We start from the raw sequence: 20,823 nt of genomic DNA, 5'->3' as shown, positions 1-20,823 counted from the left end.
TTAAATTAAAATTTATTAAAAATGAAAAATATATCTAAAATTTTTAAAATGATTCCTTTCTTGTTTTTTGGAATCGCTATTACTTTATTGACGGTTGTTGGTTGCGAAAATGATATTAAATTTAATGATAATGTACCTGATTATACTTATTCTATAATTAGAGACTTTAAAGTTAACGGGAAATCAGCAATCATTAGTCACACTAATGCTGTTATTACATTTACATTGCCAGCAGGTTCCGATTTAACTAAGGTTCCGGTTACTATTACGTTACCAGAAGGAGCAACCGTTGAACCAGCTTCAGGAAGTATAGTCGATTTTTCTGCTGGTCCCGTAATTTTTACAGTTAGTAATAATGGGATTTCAAGAAAGTATACGGCTACAGTAGCCGCTTATGGAGATCCTATGATTATGTCTTTCTCAATAGGGGAACATGTGGGAGTTATTGATGCCGATGCAGGAACTATTGCAGTTACTGTTGGCAGTCAGGAGGATATTAAAAAACTAACTCCTCTGTATATAATTCCTGGTGGGACTACGGCAACACCACAATCAGGTATAGCACAAGATTTTACAAATCCAGTAAAATATACTGTAGTTTCAAATGATGGATTTACTGGGAAATCATATTATGTAAGTGTAACCCAGTTGCCAAGCCCGTTTGTTACTAGCTTTAAAACGGGTACTGATATTTGTAGTGTAACAGGGATTGTAGATAATACCGCTTCAACAATTGTTATGGATTTTCCTTCAGGATCAAATTTGTCTTCAATTACACCAATTATTTCCTTAACAGCTGGTTCTACAATATCTCCGGCAACTGGTGTTGCGAAAAACTTCTCAACTGGACCAGTAAATTATACGGTTACAAACGTTGAAGGTTTAACTAAAACTTATGCTGTAACAGCAAGAATTATTAATTCTACCAAAAAAATTGCTTTTGTAAGTGGAGCAAGTTGTGTGGAAAGCATTAGTGAGCCAGATACCAAAGCTGCTGCATTATGGTTAAAACAAAATTATGCAGAAGATTTTGTATACATCCAGGCTAGTAACTTAACTGCCCAGGCGTTAGCAAACACAAAAGTATTATTGCTTTATTGGGATAATGTAGGAACACAAAAAATGCCTGATACTGCATCTGGAATTACTACAGCTCAAGTTGATGTGATTACAAATTACTATAAAGCTGGAGGAGGTTTAATTGTTGAAGGTTTTGGAATTAATTTTTTAGACGAGATTGGACGTGTAAAAATGGGAAGTACTGTTTTTGCAAATAATGGAGGAAATACAAATCCGGTAGGTGGACAAAATTTAGATGCATGGGGTTTGAGAGCTACTTATTCAGCTGGTTCACCAAGTGCATCGGCTAACCATCCATTATTAGTTGGTTTAACCAAAGGGACAACAGATTATTATCCTATGAATAATGCAAAATACAAAGAAGACAGAAACTTTGGAATTGACTTTGGCCCTTATGATAGTGCTTTTACAAAAGGACAGTGTTCAGAAGATAGAGCATTAGAATTTGAAGCCGCTACAAATAGTGTTTTAATTAGATGGTATGAGTGGTTAGATGCAAGAGGTTGTGGTATTGGTTTAGCTGAGTTCAAACCACAAGGAGCTTTCCAAGGAACTATGATTGTAAATACAGGAGGATGGTTAGAATGGAGTATGGCAGATAATAACGGAGCAGTCAATGATTTCCAAAATAATATCTACCGTTTACATAAAAATGCAATCGACCTTTTATTAAGTAAATAATTTAATGATTATGAAAAAAATATTTATAAAATCATTGATGATTGTAACCCTGATTATAGGGTTGCAGTCATGTGATGAACGTGAAAATTATACAGATGGGGCTAAGGTTTTAGACATTGTTTCAAGTGTGCAACTAAATGGTAAAGAAGCCGTAATAAATCATCTAAACGGTAATATTTCTGTTAGTCTTTCGGGAGATACAAACTTGAGTGATGTGGCTTTTGAAGCGGTTTTTCCTAATGGAGTTACAGTTAAACCTAATAGCGGAACTTCATTAAATTTATCAAGTCCTGTTGAATTATCTGTTTCTAATGGTGTTACAACCAGACATTACATTGTTTCTGCAAAACTATTACCATCTAAAATAGCTTTCTTAGGCGATGGAGCTACTTTAAACGATGTCTCTGATGATGATGTAAAAGCAGCTGGGCTTTGGGCTCAACAAGTATATGGAGATAAGTTTCTTTATATTCCATATAACCAATTAACTGATGGAGCTTTAAACGGAGTAAATGTTTTGTTTTATATGTATGATAAGGTAGGTTCAACTGCGCAACCGGCTGCACTTTTAGAACATCTTAATGTAATTTCTAAATTCTTCGTACAAGGAGGTAAAATTGTAGCAGGAGGTCATGGTACAGGAATTGTTGAAGAACTTGGAAGAGACACTTCTGGTCTGCGTAATATCCTTGGCTCTGGTACTGGAGGGGCTAATCCTGATACATGGGGAGTTGGTTTTGCAGGCACTGCTTTAGGTAGTACAATTTCACAAGGTTGTCAATTTTATAGTGACCGCAAGGTGTATGTTATTAATGGAGGTTATAAAGAAGATCACAATGCGCTTTGGAACTTAGCTCCATTAGATGATCCTAAGTTTGTAAGTTTTTCTAATGGTTATGATGCCGAAGTTGTGGCAGCCTGGGACTGGGCTATTGATGGTCAGGGTTTTGGAGGAATTGTTCTTTGGAAACCAAGTGGTCGTTTTCAAGGATATATCATGACATTAGGAATTGGCGGAATGGAATGGAATATGAATGATGGTCGCGTTAACCCGTATGCGGATAATGTAAGAACCATTTATAAAAATTCAATAGATTATTTAGGAAGTAAATAGGTTTTAATTGGTTGTAGCTTTATCGGGCAGATTTGTTTCTGCCCTTTAATTTTTTAATTATGGAAAAGAAATATAAGTTAAATATAGTTTGTTTTGGAGAGATTCTTTGGGATGTTTTTCCAACACATAAAAAAATTGGGGGAGCTCCCTTAAATGTAGCACTAAGAATGAACTCTGTTGGAGTTTCCTCAAGCATTATTAGTAAAATAGGAAATGATGAAAACGGAAAGGAAATAATCGAATATATTGAAGATCATAATATGAGTTCAGAATTGATTCAAATTGATTCTGATTATAAGACTGGCGTGGTTCATGTCATGATTAATGAAAAAGGGAATGCTTCTTATGATATTCATTATCCTTCTGCTTGGGATAAAATTTCGATTAATGGTACAATAGAACAACAAGTTAGCGAAGCTGATGCATTTGTTTTAGGGAGTTTAATTTGTAGAGATGAAATTTCAAGAGCGAGTTTATTTTCTCTTTTAGATAAAGCAAAATATAAAATTTTAGACGCTAATTTAAGATCTCCTTATTATACAACCGATGTCTTGATAGAATTAATGAACAAAGCTGATTTTATTAAGCTAAATGATGAGGAGTTAGTAGAGATTAGCAAGAAAATGGATTCTCCATATAATTCATTTGAGCAAAATATTAAATTCATTGCAGAAAGAACAAATACAAAACAAATTTGCGTGACTAAAGGCGCTTTTGGAGCTGTTTTATTTAGTGATGGAAAATTTTATTACAATAGCGGTTATTTTGTAAATGTTGTTGATACTGTTGGAGCTGGAGATTCTTTTTTGGCAACATTGATTGTTCGCTTACTAAGAGGAAAATCACCTCAAAAATCACTGAATTATGTTTGTGCAATTGGCGCTTTAGTGGCGGCAAGTGAAGGTGCCAATCCCCAGATTTCTGAAAAAGAAATTAAAAAATTTATGATGATTTAATTTCCCTGGTATATAATTCAAAATGCTTCTTTCACAACTTAATTTGACAAAAATGAAAAGAATATTCCCTGTTTTAGTAATTCTAATTTTATTTCTTTCTTTTACTAAAGAATCAAAACCTTTATACCAATGGTCTTTTAATTCAAATAAGATAAAATCAACAATTGAAGAAAATACAAAAACGATTTATCAAATCAATAGCAATTTTGAAACTCCGGAATTTGTAAATGGTATTGAAAATACCGGCTTACGCTTTGACGGCTATTCTACATACATTGAGGGTTCATTGTCATCGCCGTTAAAGTTACCAATAACAATAAGTGTATGGGTAGCTCTGGAAACTTTCCCAACGGATACAGCAAGCTTTTTTTCGATAATTGAAGAAAGTAGCAATCCTGAGAATTGGATTTCAGCTAGTATAAATAAATTTGGAAAACCCGCAATTGCGATAGGAATAAATGGTGAGGAAAAATATTATTTTGCTGAACATAGATTGTCAAAATCTAAATGGTTTAATGTGTGTCTTATTATTAATGAGGGGAATGTTAATTTATTAATTAACGGAGAAGCAATTTTAAAAATTCCTTTAAATAAAGTGACAAGTCAAACTACATTTAATAGTTTGACTATTGGGAAAAACGCAAAAGAAAAATACTTAGACAATCTGTTTCCGCTGACTCATATTAATGGAATAATTGATGAACTTAAAATTTGGAATGAGCCATTAGATTCAAATTATTTAATAGAAAATGAGATAGGTGATAAATTAAACAAGAAAGCTGATTTAGCCATACCTTCCAGTAGATTTAAAAATGATTTTAATAGACCCAAATACCATTTACTCCCAGCAGCAAATTGGACAAATGAAACTCATGGCTTAATTTATTACAAGGGGAAGTATCATATTTTTAATCAAAAAAACGGTACTAATTTATTCTTAGGTCAGATTAATTGGGGACATTTTAGCAGTCCGGATTTAGTACAATGGACAGAGCATAAACCAGTATTGACCCCGGAAGAAGGTTATGATGAGATAGGAATATGGTCGGGACATGTAGTATTAGATGATAAAGGCGTGCCATTAATTATGTACACAGGAGGCAATGAAAAAGAGGTTGGAATGTGCCTTGCTTTTCCTAAAGATGATAATTTAATTGATTGGGAAAAATTCAGTAATAATCCAGTTGTAAAAGGACCTCCAAAACAGTATAAACGCAGGGATTTTCGCGACCCCTATATTTGGAAAGAAAAGGATGTTTGGTATATGATTGTAGGCTATGGCTTGATTGAAAATGATGTTCAAAAGGGGGCTTTATTATTATATAAATCAAATGATTTAAAAAAATGGACTTATTTACATCCTTTATTTAAAGGTAATCCAGAGACAGATCATTCAGGAATATTTTGGGAAATGCCTGTTTTCTGGAAGATGAACAATAAATACATCTTAGCGGTAAATCCTATACCACATGACGGTAAGCCTGCAATAAATTTGTATTGGGTAGGTAGTTTTATTAATGAAAAATTTGTTCCGGATCATAAATTGCCTAAAAAATTAGAAGTAATTAATAGAATGCTTTCTCCGTCAGTTTCCTTAGATAAGAATGGTAATACAACTGCAATTGCGATAATTCCGGATTTAATTACTAGGGAGTTACAATTGAAACACGGTTGGACACATTTATTTAGTATACCGAGGGTTTGGAATTTAAAAAATAATGAAATTTATCAAACACCACATCCGTCATTAATTAAACTTAGGGATTCCTTAAAAGTCTTTGAAAACGTAAATGTGAATTCATCATCAAATTTAAAACTTGGTCGTGGTCATCAAATTGAAATAATGGCAGAAATATCACCCTTGCAATCAGAGAAATTTGGTTTTTATATTGGAAAAAATCAAAATAATGAAGAAGAAACCAAGTTGTCTTTTGATCTAAAAAAGAATCAATTAATAATTGATCAGTCGAATTCTAGTAAAATCGATTTAATAGAGAAAAGAATTGAAATAGGAGAAATTAATTTGAAAAACAGGAAAACGATTAAGATTCATCTGTTTATTGATGGTTCAGTGGTTGAAGGTTTCATAAATGATAAAGATGCATTTACAACAAGGATTTTTCCGAAATTTGCTAATAGTAATGAGATTGAGATTTTCTTGGAAAACGGGAATATTTTAATTAAAAAACTTAACTTTTGGAAATTAAAAAGCAGTAAAAATTTAACTGATTTTTAAATTGCCGATTGTTTTTTTCGGAATGAATTCTTTTATAATAAATAGTTTTAAAATGGTTGAATTCTGTTGAGTCAGACAAGTAAAAATCACTTATTTGCTATGTGTTTATCAAAAAGTAAAGGCTTATAAAAGCCCATTTCATGAGAAATGGGCTTTTATATTTGTAACCTAACTTCATATTTAAAAATATTTATTAGAAAATCAAACAAATACATTAATTATATGAAGTCAGCCTATTTATACGTTCGTGTAAGTACGGACGAACAAAAAAGAAAAGGTTACTCCTTGCCGGAGCAGGAGTATAGATTATTGAAGTATTGTAAATATTACAATATCGAAGTCAAAGGAATTTATCGCGAAGATTTCTCTGCAAAGAATTTCAATAAACCAGAATGGGAACAATTATTTTCAGAGATTAAAAAGAAATCATCAGGAGAAGATAAAAATATACTATTTATCAAATGGGATCGATTCAGTAGTAATGTTGAATATGCTTACGAAATGATTGGAAAGCTTCGGAAATATAAAACAACAGCAAAGGCTATTGATCAACCAATTGATTTCTCTGTGCCGGAAAGTACAGTTATGCTGGCTGTATATTTAGCTGCTCCGGAAGCAGAAAATACCCGAAGAGCTCAAAATACGGCAAATGGCATTCGACGAGCGAAGTTGATGGTTAGATATCCTGGTAAGGCACCGTTAGCGTTTATCAATTTGACATTAATGGATGGTAAAAAAGCTATTGCTCCTAAAGAGCCTGAAGCCGAAATTATAAAATGGGCTTTTTATCAAGTTGCAAAGAACGATCATAAAATATCTGAAATCATGAAAATAGCTAATGATAAAGGATTAATATGTTCAAGATCACACTTTTTCAGAATTTTGCATAACCCAGTTTATTGCGGGTTTATATCAGTCAAACTTAATTCTAGTGAAGAGCAAATGATAAAAGGATTACACGAGCCGTTGATATCTGAGTCTTTGTTTTATCAGGTTCAGTCTGTTATTAATACAAAAAGAAAAACTACTGCTAAAAGAGAGGATTTACAATCATTATTTTTTCTTAGAGGTTTTTTAATTTGTCCTGTTTGTGATCGAAAACTTAGCGGAAGTGTTTCAAAAGGAAGATCAAAAAAATATCCATATTATCATTGCCATGATGGCTGTAGAACAAGGATAGATGCGGTATTTCTTAATGATTGTTATCAAAATAAGCTTCAACAATTGATCCTTTCAAATAATACAATTGAATTATTTAGGAACATTTTGGAAGACCAGAATATAAAGACACTGAAAGCAAGTTGTTTATACGCTAAAAATATATTAGAGAGGAAAATAAAAGAGGAAGAGCTAACTCTTTCTCGAGGTAGAAAATTATTTATAGCCGGAATATTAAAAATTGATGACTATAATGAATTAAAAAAAGAGAATCAAATTAGTACCAAAAATCTTAAAAAGGAAGCTCGTGATATTGTTGTTAAATTAAAAACCATTGATAAAAAAAAATCAAATAGAAGATAAAGCAATAGTCGAAATCTTTCAAAGATTTTCTGAATTTGATGTCTCGGATAAAAGGCATCTTGTAAATCTTATTCCACCGACTGATATTGATTTTAAAACGGAGCTCTTTCTTTAGATTTAAATCAAGCATTTTTAAAAATATTATCCCAAAAAAAAGTAACCGAAAACTAATAAAAAAAAAATGAATTTCATTGATAAGAATGTTTCTGTAGAAAAAGCCGTTATTATTTTTTCTAAGAACGGTATTCAGATAAATAATAAGGAAGTCAAAATTATATTGGAATTGCTATATTTAGTATCAAAAAATTATAATAAACCAAGAGAGAAAAAAAACAACATATTCTTAATGGACTTCGAATCATTGTTCAAACCCGATTAAATCTCTAAATAAAGCACTTTTAGACTGTTTATTTCAAACAGACTAAGAATTCCTCGTAAAAAAATCGAACCATTAAATGTCAGGCTGTAAAGGTTTGATAAAGAATTTTTTATGGGTATAAAAAAAGAGACAACTATTATATAGTTGTCTCCTTAAGTGACACAATCGAACAAATGTCGAACCATTTTATAGAGGATTTGGAGCGATTGGTTTCTTTTTAATTGAATTTATAAGGTAATTTTTTTTTGTTTTCAACAAAGAACGGTTAGTCTATATCCTAAGGGTTAAACATTTAAAAAACGTTAAAACGTAAATTTTCTGATTTATTAAAGAGCTAAATTTTTAAATTGATTTTCGAACAATAGAATTTTAAAGCAACATGAAAGTTAAGTTTTGTTCAATCTAAAGTTAAAATATAATTATATTATCCAGCTCAAAATTTGGTGATGATTCTAGAAATTGAAATTTAATTTTTTTTCAAATGTGATGAAACAATTCTTTGAACAATGTCAAAATTATACTTTATCTTTTGAATTTCTATTATTGGTATTCATTTCAATATTATCTTGCTGAGACAAAGATGTTTTTAAATTTCTATTTTCAATAAATACTAAGTAGATTGTGTTTTTCAGGCTTTCCTTTTTTTGTGGCTTTACCTTAGAATTCAATATGATTTTACATCAATAAAAATTTCTGACAATGCATCCTTAAAATCGCTAACATCATCAACATATAATATTCTTAAATTTTTAATTGCTCTGGAACATGCTACATATAAAAGGTTTTTTGTCTGCTCAAATTCTTCATAATACTCATTTTTTGCCTCTGATGCATTTTGAATGGACATGAAAAAATTTTTGAAATACATTTGGTTTCGTCCAAACGCATTACCTATCAATATTACAACATTATCAAATTCAAGCCCTTTTGTTCCATGATAAGTGTGATAAACTACATCAGTTTCATTTTCTCTAAGTATATATTTATACCACAACTCAAATTCATTAAAATTAATGTTTAAGAAAGCTTCAATAGCTTTTGTTGTCTCAGTAATATCCTCTTCTTTTATGTTGGGGTAAAGTATTTCAGATAGGTAGCTTTTGACTGATTTATCTGGGAAGCCTTCAAAATCAAATAATTGAGTTATCAATTCTTTATGTTTTTTGTTTTCAGTAGAGGTATAAAAATCTGTTATAGATTCTAATAATTCATTTAAGGTATTCCCTTTGATATTTTTTAATGAAGTTATGAAAGCCCTTAGAAGCCCCATATCCATATCAGAATAAATGTGTTTGTTTAGTAAATCTTGAATAGGTGTATTTTTTAGGTTTAATTTGGATTTAAACTCGAGGATTCGATATATAAATGACGGAATTTCCCCTAATCTAACTTGGTTATCACTAAGTAGTTCTGTATTTAATTGCTGGTAACCAATTTTATATTTTTTTGTATTTGCAAAGAAAGCATAGATATTGCTGAAACCACTATACTCTGCAACACTTTTGTTGGTCAATACAAAACAATGCAGTTTATTTTTTAGAGAAATACCCCATTTAGATTTATACTTCTCGATAAAGGTATCAATTTTTTCATTTTGCCCAGCATAAAATTTTACGCTGCCACCTTTAGAATCATCATAAATTGATGATTGTTTTATTTCGTCATTTCTTATTGCATTAATGATAGTAACTACTTCTTCTGTAGATCTACGATTAAAAGGTTTGATAATTGCTTTAAGATTCGGATGTACTTTACTAATATTTTTTCCAATTCCCCCATCATATATGTTTTGTGCAGGATCTCCAAAGTAGCCAACAAAAAAAGGATGCTTAATCTCTTTAGATCGCTCAGTCAAAATTGACATGATTTCAATAACTGTTTTTTCAGTATCTTGGTATTCATCAATCAAAAAATAAGGATGCTGATCAATTATTATCTGTTGCAGTACATTATGGCTTTTTATAATTTTAATTCCGTATTCTAAAAGTGTATCGTGACTGATTCTCATCCAGTGTAAACGATCTGAATTGTATGAGGCATTGTATTTTACTTTTAAATATCCTTCCTTTTTGTCATCTATATGCTGTAAACAAAATGCATAATTGTTTATTTTGTAAATAATTTTGATGAGCTCTTTAAAATCGGAGTAGTTTTTTAGAATGTTTGGAAAATCTTTCAGTTGAGTCCCAAATATTTCTCTGAATTTACCTGCATTTTCATCTTGGCTCTTGTAGAAAAGTTCTGTTTGCGAAATCATTAGGTCAGCTAAACCTGATTTTTGCTCATTGTTTAGATTTCTATATGCAGCAAATTTGCTATGTGCATCCAGTTTATTATTTAAGATACTGATTTCTTCATTCAATTTATATTGATGAATTTTTACAAGCTCCTTTTGATAATCTTTAATAAGTTCCCATATTCTTTCATGTATTGTTGAAACCAAGACCAAATCACTGTTTCCAAGTCGATTTTTAACTTCTTCAACGGCAACATTTGTATAGGTGATGCATACAATTTTTTGATTATGTACTTTAAGCCTTGAGCCATGCTTGTTAATTATATGTTTTAAACTTTCGACAAGAGAATATGTTTTTCCAGAACCCGCACCGGAGCTAAATATGATATTTTCATTTTGATCAATTGAATTAAATATTTCCTTCTGAATATCTATCTCTTGTTCTCTTTTCTCTGATGATATAATTGATAAACCCATACTCTTAGACAATATTTAATTTTGTGGAAAGCCATGTTAATCCTTCAGTAACATATTTTGGTAACAAGGGAAGTCCAGCAGTTGTATCTGAAGTGATATACTTAAAAAGTAATTTATTTGCAAAATCACTTTTACATCCAGTTAATTTCCTCTGAAGTTTATAGGAATTATTTTTTATTTCTTTTATATCACTATTAGCACCAACAATGCTATTATAAATGTCAGGTTTTAATTCCTTTATAGTATCTTGTAAAATCTGATTATTGAAATTGGTTAGAATAAAGGCTTCTTCGAAACTAGTGGCATAAAATCCATTAATTTTACCTTGAAATGCTATTTTTAAATTTTCTGTTAAAAGTGTAGCAGGTAAATTTGTCAATAATTCTTTTTCGTTATTATATTGTTTTATTGTTGCGTTTGTTGTTGTCTTTTTATCCAAGCTACTAATTTGTGTAAAGGCATCCTTTTCAATGTCAGTTCTTTTTATATCCAAATCAGTAATTACTAAAGCTGGTACTTTTAATAATTTTATTAATTGATGATATACAAGGCCATGAGCTCCATCTATATTAAAAATAGAAATGTAAAACTTATTAAGTTTAGTTTCATTATCAAGGTAATATCTTAAAAGAGTTTCTTCAGTGATGCCTTCCACAAAGATAATTGCATCGGAAAAAAACAGTTCTGAAACTTTATATTTTATATGTTTTTTTAAAAACTTTAAATTGTTTTCATTATTATTATCACCCAATTGCGGTGTAATTTTTTTGTCATTAAGTGAAACTACATTAGAGTTTTGTTCTAAAGTTGTGACATAATTAATATTGTTGAAGGAATTACCGCTGTGGATTTTACTGTTCAGGATATGCGATGAGTGAGTGGTGATAATTAGCTGACTGTTTATATTTTTTTGGTTGCTTTTAAGCAACGATGAAATTGCTTCATTTATATTTTTAATAAATAATTCTTGCATTTGAGGATGCATAAACGTTTCTGGCTCTTCAATTGATATTAGATTTACTTTGCTATTGAAAGAATCCTCAGGGTATTTTTCCATATATTCAATTAAATCAGCAATGATCATCATTAAATTCGTGTATCCTAAACCAAATTGAGTTTCGGGTATATTATCACCATACTCAATATATTCATATTTGATTAGATCATTCATTAATTTCTTAAATGAAATATCAGAACTTAAAATCATTTCTAACTTATCTGAAGATTCAATTGCGTTTAATGAGGTATTAATTCTGTTGGTGTGCTTGTCTGTAATATTTAAACTTAATGCTCCATTAATTTCTGTTATTATCTGCTCAAGCTCCTTTTTGTCTCTCTTACCTTTAGTGGATCTATATCTATATTCTACAATTTTGCTAAACGCTCTTGATAAACATTTTTCATTTTCTACATTATTTGCTTTTATCGCTTTTATTTCTATAAGATCTTTTATTCTAAATGGTACTTCAAAACCATTACTATTGTAGTATTTTAATTTAAAATCCATAGAATCACTAAGCAGTTCCACAAACTTTTTGAATCGTAACATTCTATCAACAATACCCTCATCTAATAAATCTTTGACAGAATTGTGGAAATTTTCATTTTCCACTAATTCATATTTTATAAGAATATCTAATTCGGAATTGACTACATTTTCCAAAGTCATAAATGGCACTAAATTGGTGATAAGATCATTACTGTTTTGTTCAATTCCAATTGTTAAAATAAACTCTAGAAATGGTGGTGATACTGATTCAAATTTATTAGCATAGTTATTCTTATATTCTGCTAATTTTTCACGTAAATATTTAAAATTAAAATCATTTGCTTCGAATTTATTATCTATAATCAGTTTCTCCAAAGCTTTAGTTATTGTCGTTTTACCAGAATTGTTCTTTCCAACAATAAGTGTTGTGATAGGGGCTATATTAATTAAAGCATCACCTTTATGTTTAAGGTAATTTTCGGCGTCTACAAATTCAACGATATTGTTATCAACACGAAATTTTCTAAAGTTATTTATTTTAATTTTTTTTAGGTACATATGAATGCTTAAGGTTAGAATCTATCTTACTTTAAATGGTAACAGATTTGAGATTGTTTTTTGACTAAAGCTTAAATTATTTTTTTGTTAATTATATTTAGAGCAATTTTATAATACGTCATAAATTAATTATAAATATTAAAAGATTTCTGATGTTAAAATATCTCAAATGCCAAACGAACTGCCACTAAGCTAATTGGCCATGGTCTTTTGGGTTTTGCATTCTTCTAAAATTTTGATAGTATTGTGATGATTTTAATAAATAGCATCTTCCCCCAGCAACAAATCCATCCAATTTGTGACTTATAGCATAAGCAGAGAGGTCTGAAATATTATTTATAAATCCTTTACCATTAAAATTCAAAGAAGTATTACATAAAACTCCGTAGCCTGTTCGCTTTTTAAACGAGACTAGTAGCTCGTAAAGATTATTGTTGCTTTTATGTGTAACCGTTTGAATTCTAGCTGTTTTATTGATGTGTGTCACAGCACATAAAGCGTCTGTTAGAACAAGCTGTGTATAAAGCATAAATGGACTAGGCCAATTACATCCGAACCATTTTAATGCATCTTCTTCTAAACAGACTGGTGCAATGGGGCGAAACTGTTCACGCTGCTTAATCTCATTTAATCTTATTCGTGTACTATCTAGAAATGGAGCAGCTATAATCGATCGATTTCCCAAAGCTCGGGGACCAATTTCATATTTTCCGTTTACCCATCCTAAAATTAAATTATTAGCTAACATTTCAGATACAATTTCGTGGTTTGCTTCAAACTCATCATATAAGTTAGTGTCGAGAGGAGCATCAAAAATGAAATCACGGCCAGAATATACATTCCATTCTATTTTTGGATTGCCAGTAAAATAGAATTGCGCATCAATAGCAGTTCCAATGGCCGATCCCGAATCGTTGGCAACAGGCGGTACAAATACATCAGAAAAATAATTAACTTCCCGCCATTTTGTATTCCAGTCGCAATTTAATCCGCATCCACCAACAATTAACAATGGCATGCTTCTATCTAAATTCAATTTTGCATATTCATAAAAGCGATCAAATATGCGATCGCTAAAAATTCCGGCGAAGTTTCGAAATTCTGGATCTTCTAATCCGACATTATAATGTTTAAAATCTTTGAAGGCTTCACATTCTTGCGGCTTGAGATGTTTACAATCTTGCATCAAAAATGATAATAGTTTCTCTTCTTCATTCGTGGGTTTACTTCGATTTGAGAAAGAAGCCAAAGCCATAAGCTTTCCAGCATCAGAAAATCGAGAAAATTCTGCATTTTTTTTATCAAAAGTCGGATCACCAATTCCGTAAAGCAATGCATAACGATGTCCAGGTTCAGGCATTACATCTGCAAGCTTTGTTATATTTAGTTTACTATCTATTTTGTAATAGGCGCCTATTACTCCTTCCCACAATAATACATAACAGGGAGTACCTTTGGGCAGATTCGACATTCCAAAAGCACAAAGAATATGTGATCGTTCGTGAGAAGATGAGAAATAGTTAATCTCTTTTCCAAATAAATGTTGCTTTCTTGTTATAATACCGGAACTACTAATATCGTGGTAACTTGAAATAATATTCCTTTCTGTTGCATTGTTGTCACCAGGCCACCATCCGCCTCTACAAAGTACATCTGGGATTTCATTCATATCACCAAAAATGCTAAAAACATCTGGGATTGTGAGTGGTGAATGTCGATAGTGCGAATCTTTCTCCGCTTCAACAGATGTAATTAATCGGCCGTCTTCAAGATAAGCAAACGTGCCGTCATGGCCAGGGTTGAATGATAGAATTTTCATAGTACTAATTTAAATTTTTAGATTCTATTAATTGTTGCTAAATATTGACTTTAGACATGGATATAACTGTATTTGCATCGATTTTAATCTCTTTAAAAACAGAAGAAGTCGGAAGCTTTTTATTCTTAAATTTACCTGCAAGTTTAGATGAACGGGTTATCCAAATATTAGCATGTAGTGTCATTGGAAGATGAGGAATAGGAGTAGGATCCCAGACAACTCGTCTATAAATAATTTTATTATCAACAAGCCATTGTATTTCATTTGGTCCCCATTGAATAGCGTACTGGTGACTTTCTTTTGATGCATCAAAACCAAGGTCTACATAAATTGGAGAACCTCGGTAACCATAGTCAAATTTTGCACCTTCATCCCCAGGATTATAAAAAACATTAATTAGTAGACGATTTGGATTATTACCTAAAATTTCTATATCTATTTCTTGTCTTGGTGAATTTCGATAGAGAAAGAAACCTGTAACTACACCTGGTAAATTAGATGCTTGGATGGTAGCTTCAAACTTTCCATATAAAAATTTATCTTTACTACAAATGGATGCTGCGGAGTAATTTCTAACTCCCATAGATTCATTCTTAATAGAAAGTACCGCTCCTAATTCAGGAATGCACTTTACGTTTGATGGTCGAAATAAAGCTAAATTATCTGTAAAAGTATCACTTCTCGCCAACCAGAGCTTTTGATCTAAGGATTCAAAGGAATCATTAATTTTAACTACACTTTCTTTTTGGTCCGATTTTAATTCTGACTGGAGTGAATCAATTCCATGCCACCATTTTTTAGATTGGATAAGCCAGGGTGAATCATCATGTATCGTTTTTGTTAATTTAATTTTTTGATTAGATATATTTTTTTCTTTGAGAATAGGTCTTTGTCCAATATCAATTAGCTCCGGAAAGTTGCTTTTTGGAGGAGAACATCTTAAATGTTCACATAAAATTTGCCATTTATTTGGAGCATCAGCATAAAGTACTGTAAAGTCAGTTCCTTTTAAACTGTTGTTTAATTCAAGGAAAAGAGAGTCCATTTTAGCTTCCTTTTTTGAAGTAAGAATAAATTTTGCTTTTGGATAAAGAAGTATAAGTTCTGGTACCATACTATTTAATGAGCCTATATTTACATATGCATCGAAAATTCTATCATCATTTCCCTCAAGCAGTCGAATCATTTCAGAAGTAGGCAGGTCTTTGAAATCACTGCAACATCTATATCCTAACATAGATATTGCCATCGCTACTGATGTGTTTCCTGAGCCTTCAGAACCTAAAACGAATATAGGTTTTTCTGTGGGTTTTAAATTATATAAAGAAGCCCCCTCACTTGTAATTGCTCCTATTTTTGTAAGGGCAGGGAGTATAGAATAAGAATTAGAAGATGTAATATCTATACGTTGACCAATTATAGACTGTCTGGAAGCAATGACATTTAAGCTTCCAAACTGATGATTAATCCAAAGATCAATTGGACCGCGACTTGGAAGCAAGTCAACAAGTTTTTTAGCGCCTTCACGAGAAATTACATAGCCAGATAAATGCCAGAGGCCACGTTCTGGGCGAAACAAATGCTTAGAAAGGATAGTTTTGGGCGCGCCATGTTTTACTTCTTGATAAGACAAATAAAGTACATCAAAGCTTCCTTTAATATCGGTATTTGAAATAACATCACGCCAAACTTTATTAAGATTTGCTGCAAAGTTAGAATGGAACCAGATATCGTCTTCAAGTATGAGTGAATATTCATTATTACTAGCGATAACCTGTTCCCAAATTTTTATATGAGATCTGGAAACGGCACATTCAGCCCTGCTCATTCGTATAGGAGCGTTTAATTCTAAGTGAGTAGGGAGTGCAGAAGGCTGCGGTTCAATAGAAAGCTGTTCGCTGAGTGTGTAAAACGGATCAACTTTATTATCCTTCTCCGGCTCTTCCGTAAATGTATTAGCATCAACTGCTGCTATTCGTGTAGTAAGTTTTATTATATCGTTTCCTTGAATGTCTAAAACCTGTCTAAGCTCTTGCTTTATTTTAGTCCAGCGACTTGGTGCGCGATTAAGGTTAATAACATAAACCTTCTCTATCAAAGGATAATTTTTTTTTGATTTCACACCGAATGCAATGCATTTTTTTTTAGGATATATTCTTCGTATTGTTAGCCAGAATGTGAAAATATGATTGACAATTTTGGTATGTTGCGTTCTTAAGTTCATTATTAATCCGTTAATTTTGAGGATTTATAGATCTGCTGATTCGAAAGTCTCCAGTTTCTTTTATCGTTTCGATAACTGAGGTGCCACTTACTTGTGGAAATATTGTCCCAGTCATGCAGTACCAACATCGTTTCCTCTGGATGTTTTTCCTCAAAAATTATTTCTTGTATTGATGTAGTTAAAATACCAGGCCCTGTGGTTGCTTGAACCTCTGGTAATTCTTTTTGATCTTGTTCAAGGGCAAGTGTAGCATTAAGTAAAACTCGCTCTACAATAGGGTGATTTCGAGCAGCGATTAATGGTGTGGTATTGAAATAGAAAATCCAACCCCATTTATTCGCGCCAGGTTTAATAAAGTCAAATGAGGAAATCATTTGAGATGTTTCAATATCATAACAGAAAGGCTGTAGTTTTAATCTTCCATCATTAAAGAGATGATCTATAGATTTTCCATGATATACATCATCACTATCTATGTAAAATCCTCCTTTTACAAAAATGTAGCTATATCGGAAGTAATCAGATTTCATTGATGGGTGATAGCAGTTATTGAAAGCTTCAACAAATCTATGGCCTAAATGAGTTTTTATAAATTCTCGAGCCGAATTCTCATCAAAAACCTGAAGTTCAAATCCAGATTTTTCAAGTATTCGCCAGGATTCCATGCATTCTTTAACGTCTTGTGGTAATTGAGTTAGATCATCCCAAAAATGCACTATATGTTTCGGTATTTGAGTGTCATAAATTTTAATTATTTGATTTGGCTCTTTGTAACCTTGAACAAATTCTTTAACGAAATTAGAGCGTTCACGCTCATTTTTAGATAAGGGGTCTTTTTTGCTATTTTGTTCAAAATTCATATGTTAATTCTTGCTTTGGAATTTGTTATAAGTATGATATAGTAATGAGCTTTAAAAGCAAATGTAAGAATTTTAATTGTAAGTTTTTTGCTAAAAACCGCAACTGTAATTTCTTTTTCTCTTTAAAATATTCTGATACAGATATTTTATAAATCAAAATACAATTTAAAGTAAATCCTCTATGCGTATAAATACCTGTTGTGAGATGTTGTATTTTCTATGTTATGCACAATTTCTATGTATGGTGATTACTTTTTTTAGTATTCTTCAATCGGTGTAATAGTATAAACTTGGTAAGTGTATGCCTTGTATTTTAAATTTTTTCTATACTGATCTGAAATGCAATGCAGTTTAACTGCACTAGATTTTGAGATAAAATTCAATTTCTGAAGAGAAAGTCTAATATTCAAATCTGATACTCCCATTTCAATCATTTGCGCTGTAAAGTTATCTATACCTTTTGGGACTTTTAATTCACGCACGTTGATAAAATCATCATTAGCTTTTTTATATTTTTTCGATTTTTTTTGGAGCGTTCGGATATAGTGTTCGGAAGCTTTGTGATTGAAATTTACAGTAGATTCGGAATTAAGAAACTGTAGGAGATTAAGCTGGTCAATACTGTTTTTATCGTCTATAGATACTATCTGCTCTTTTTTATTTCCGAGTTTATAGATATCGGAATCATATATAGCTAACATATACGAATCATTTAGTGGCAGGAAAAGCTGCAGTCCTTTTAATCCAAAATCTCTCTGGCTGCCTAACTTCCAGTTTCTTTTTTCTAAAAACTGGTTATACATGACAAGTGGATTATCAGAAATAATAAAAGGACTCGAGGTTTTATTTTTAATGAGTTTATATTTTAAGCTCAAAAGATCTGGCACCAACAATTCAGCAGACTTTAGTGAATTCAGTTTTCCTTTATCGGATTGTTGTACCTGTAATCCAGAAATCATATCAGTAGAGACATTGCCTTCACTAATTTTGGACTTAGTATTTGGAAGTTTTTGCTCAAAGTTTTTTAGAATTTTGAAATGAATAGGATTTCTAAGATCTAAAATAATCAGGAAATGCAGCATTTTAGAATGATTCGGACTTTGCGGAATGGGCAGTTTTTCTTTTTTCCACATTTCTCTAAAGATTGGCGCAGAATCTGATTCGAGCTTTGAAAGCCACTCTTCAAGTTCGCCATCACGTCCATAAAAGTGCTTTTTGCCTAGATGCGAGGATATTTTTACATGACTTTTAAAGACATTCCTATTAGTCTCGAACATACCAATGGTCTTCCCATTGTTTTCAAAAGAGAAGAAACGCTGGAAAAATTGTGGAACAAAGTGCTGGATTTTCGGAATTTGTTTTTTCTGTGCCATTTTGCATTCTCTTTATATTTTTTTAGGACTTTTAATATAATATGTTGTCATGACTTTAGATATTAAAGTATGTTCACTTAAAATAGAATTAATATTGTTATGCCTTGCTTGAATTTAGCAATTAAAATCTATGAATACAATATTATTAAAATAAATATATTGTTGATTTATAAAGTGTTGTGTATTTTTTTGTTGTAGATGGCGTTTTGCTTAGTAAAACATAAAATGCTTTTTATTAATGGGTTTATATGTTTAAAAATATTCAGTAGTAAATCAAACAAATACATTAATTATATGAAGTCAGCCTATTTATACGTTCGTGTAAGTACGGACGAACAAAAAAGAAAAGGTTACTCCTTGCCGGAGCAGGAGTATAGATTATTGAAGTATTGTAAATATTACAATATAGAAGTCAAAGGAATTTATCGCGAAGATTTCTCTGCAAAGAATTTCAATAGACCAGAATGGAAACAATTATTTTCAGAAATTAAAAAGAAATCATCAGGAGAAGAGAAAAACATACTATTTATCAAATGGGATCGATTCAGTCGTAATGTTGAATATGCTTACGAAATGATAGGAAAGCTTCGGAAATATAAAACAACAGCAAAGGCTATTGATCAACCAATTGATTTCTCTGTGCCGGAAAGTACAGTTATGCTGGCTGTATATTTAGCCGTTCCGGAAGCAGAAAATACCCGGAGAGCTCAAAATACGGCAAATGGCATTCGTCGAGCGAAGTTGATGGGTAGATATCCTGGTAAGGCACCGTTAGGATTTATCAATTTGACATTAATGGATGGTAAAAAAGCCATTGCTCCTAAAGAGCCTGAAGCCGAAATTATAAAATGGGCTTTTTGTCAAGTTGCAAAGAACGTTCATAAAATATCTGAAATCATGAAAATTGCCAATGATAAAGGATTAATATGTTCAAGATCACACTTTTTCAGAATTTTGCATAACCCAGTTTATTGCGGGCTTATATCAGTCAAACTTAACTCTAGTGAAGAGCAAATGATAAAAGGATTACACGAGCCGTTGATATCTGAGTCTTTGTTTTATCAGGTTCAGTCTGTTATTAATACAAAAAGAAAAATTACTGCTAAAAGAGATGATTTACAATCATTATTTTTTCTTAGAGGTTTTTTGATCTGTCCTGTTTGTGATCGAAAACTTGGTGGAAGTGTTTCAAAAGGAAGATCAAAAAAATATCCATATTATCATTGCCGTGATGGTTGTAGAACACGGATAGATGCAATTTTTCTTAATGACTGTTATCAAAATAAACTTCAACAATTGATACTCTCAAATAATGCAATTGAATTATTTAAGAACATTTTGGAAGACCAGAATATAAAGACAGAGAAAGCAAGTTGTTTATACGCCCAAAAAGTATTAGGAAGGAAAATAAAAGAGGAGGAGCTAACTCTTTCTCGAGGCAGAAAATTATTTATAGCCGGAATATTAAAAATTGATGACTACAATGAATTAAAAAAAGAGAATCAAGTTAGTATCAAAAATCTTAAAAAGGAAGCTAGTGATATTGTTGTTAAATTAAAAGCCATTGATAAAAAAAATCAAATAGAAGATAAAGCATTAGTCGAAATCTTTCAAAGATTTTCTGAATTTGATACCTCAGATAAAAGGTATCTTGTAAATCTTATTCCACCGACTGATGTTGATTTTAAAACAGGAGCTCTTTCTTTAGATTTAAATCAAGCATTTTCAAAAATATTGTCGAAAAAAAGTAACTGAAAAACTAATAAAAAGAATGAATTTCATTGATAAGAATGTTTCAGTAGAACAAGCAATTATTATTC

The 20,823-nt window shown here is 31.3% G+C and carries 12 protein-coding genes; 6 read left to right on the top strand and 6 right to left on the bottom strand.

Features of this window, described 5'->3' with window-relative positions:
* Positions 1-21 precede the first annotated feature (21 nt).
* From EOD40_RS06035 to EOD40_RS06015, 5 genes are all read left to right on the top strand, one after another.
* Positions 22-1,761, top strand: coding sequence for a DUF5018 domain-containing protein (locus EOD40_RS06035; protein ID WP_128194007.1), 1,740 nt, complete (start codon positions 22-24; stop codon positions 1,759-1,761).
* A gap of 10 nt (positions 1,762-1,771) precedes the next feature.
* A complete protein-coding gene (locus EOD40_RS06030; protein WP_164905458.1) occupies positions 1,772-2,875 on the top strand; it encodes a DUF4960 domain-containing protein in 1,104 nt (367 codons plus the stop codon).
* Positions 2,876-2,934: 59 nt separating this feature from the next.
* Positions 2,935-3,831, top strand: a complete 897-nt coding sequence (locus EOD40_RS06025; RefSeq protein ID WP_128194005.1) for a carbohydrate kinase family protein — start codon at positions 2,935-2,937, stop codon at positions 3,829-3,831.
* Between the two features lie 52 nt (positions 3,832-3,883).
* Positions 3,884-6,067 (top strand): GH32 C-terminal domain-containing protein, encoded by a 2,184-nt coding sequence (locus EOD40_RS06020; RefSeq protein WP_164905457.1) that lies wholly within the window; start codon positions 3,884-3,886, stop codon positions 6,065-6,067.
* Positions 6,068-6,289: 222 nt separating this feature from the next.
* Positions 6,290-7,588, top strand: coding sequence for a recombinase family protein (locus EOD40_RS06015; RefSeq protein ID WP_231129584.1), 1,299 nt, complete (start codon positions 6,290-6,292; stop codon positions 7,586-7,588).
* A 1,043-nt stretch (positions 7,589-8,631) separates the two neighbouring features.
* Here the strand turns inward: EOD40_RS06015 and EOD40_RS06005 are convergent.
* The 6 genes from EOD40_RS06005 to EOD40_RS05980 form a co-directional block, all read right to left on the bottom strand.
* Complete coding sequence (locus EOD40_RS06005; protein WP_128194002.1) at positions 8,632-10,680, bottom strand: UvrD-helicase domain-containing protein; 2,049 nt, start codon at positions 10,678-10,680, stop codon at positions 8,632-8,634.
* 4 nt (positions 10,681-10,684) lie between these two features.
* The gene (locus EOD40_RS06000; protein WP_128194001.1) at positions 10,685-12,727 is read right to left on the bottom strand and encodes an AAA family ATPase; all 2,043 of its coding nucleotides are present in this window, start codon (positions 12,725-12,727) and stop codon (positions 10,685-10,687) included.
* 187 nt (positions 12,728-12,914) lie between these two features.
* The gene (locus EOD40_RS05995) at positions 12,915-14,546 is read right to left on the bottom strand and encodes a carbamoyltransferase C-terminal domain-containing protein (RefSeq protein WP_128194000.1); all 1,632 of its coding nucleotides are present in this window, start codon (positions 14,544-14,546) and stop codon (positions 12,915-12,917) included.
* A 37-nt stretch (positions 14,547-14,583) separates the two neighbouring features.
* Positions 14,584-16,770: a family 16 glycosylhydrolase gene (locus EOD40_RS05990; RefSeq protein ID WP_128193999.1), complete on the bottom strand. Its 2,187-nt coding sequence runs from the start codon at positions 16,768-16,770 to the stop codon at positions 14,584-14,586.
* A gap of 2 nt (positions 16,771-16,772) precedes the next feature.
* Positions 16,773-17,630, bottom strand: a complete 858-nt coding sequence (locus EOD40_RS05985) for a glycosyltransferase family 32 protein (protein WP_128193998.1) — start codon at positions 17,628-17,630, stop codon at positions 16,773-16,775.
* Between the two features lie 257 nt (positions 17,631-17,887).
* The gene (locus EOD40_RS05980; RefSeq protein ID WP_128193997.1) at positions 17,888-19,003 is read right to left on the bottom strand and encodes a DUF4238 domain-containing protein; all 1,116 of its coding nucleotides are present in this window, start codon (positions 19,001-19,003) and stop codon (positions 17,888-17,890) included.
* 294 nt (positions 19,004-19,297) lie between these two features.
* On the opposite strand from EOD40_RS05980, the gene EOD40_RS05975 reads away from it, so the two are divergent.
* Complete coding sequence (locus tag EOD40_RS05975; RefSeq protein WP_128193996.1) at positions 19,298-20,758, top strand: recombinase family protein; 1,461 nt, start codon at positions 19,298-19,300, stop codon at positions 20,756-20,758.
* The last annotated feature ends 65 nt before the right edge of the window (positions 20,759-20,823 follow it).

Origin of the sequence: Flavobacterium sufflavum, from assembly GCF_004016525.1 — a bacterium.
GTDB classification, from domain to species: domain Bacteria; phylum Bacteroidota; class Bacteroidia; order Flavobacteriales; family Flavobacteriaceae; genus Flavobacterium; species Flavobacterium sufflavum.
This window is presented reverse-complemented; position numbering and strand designations above follow the sequence as displayed.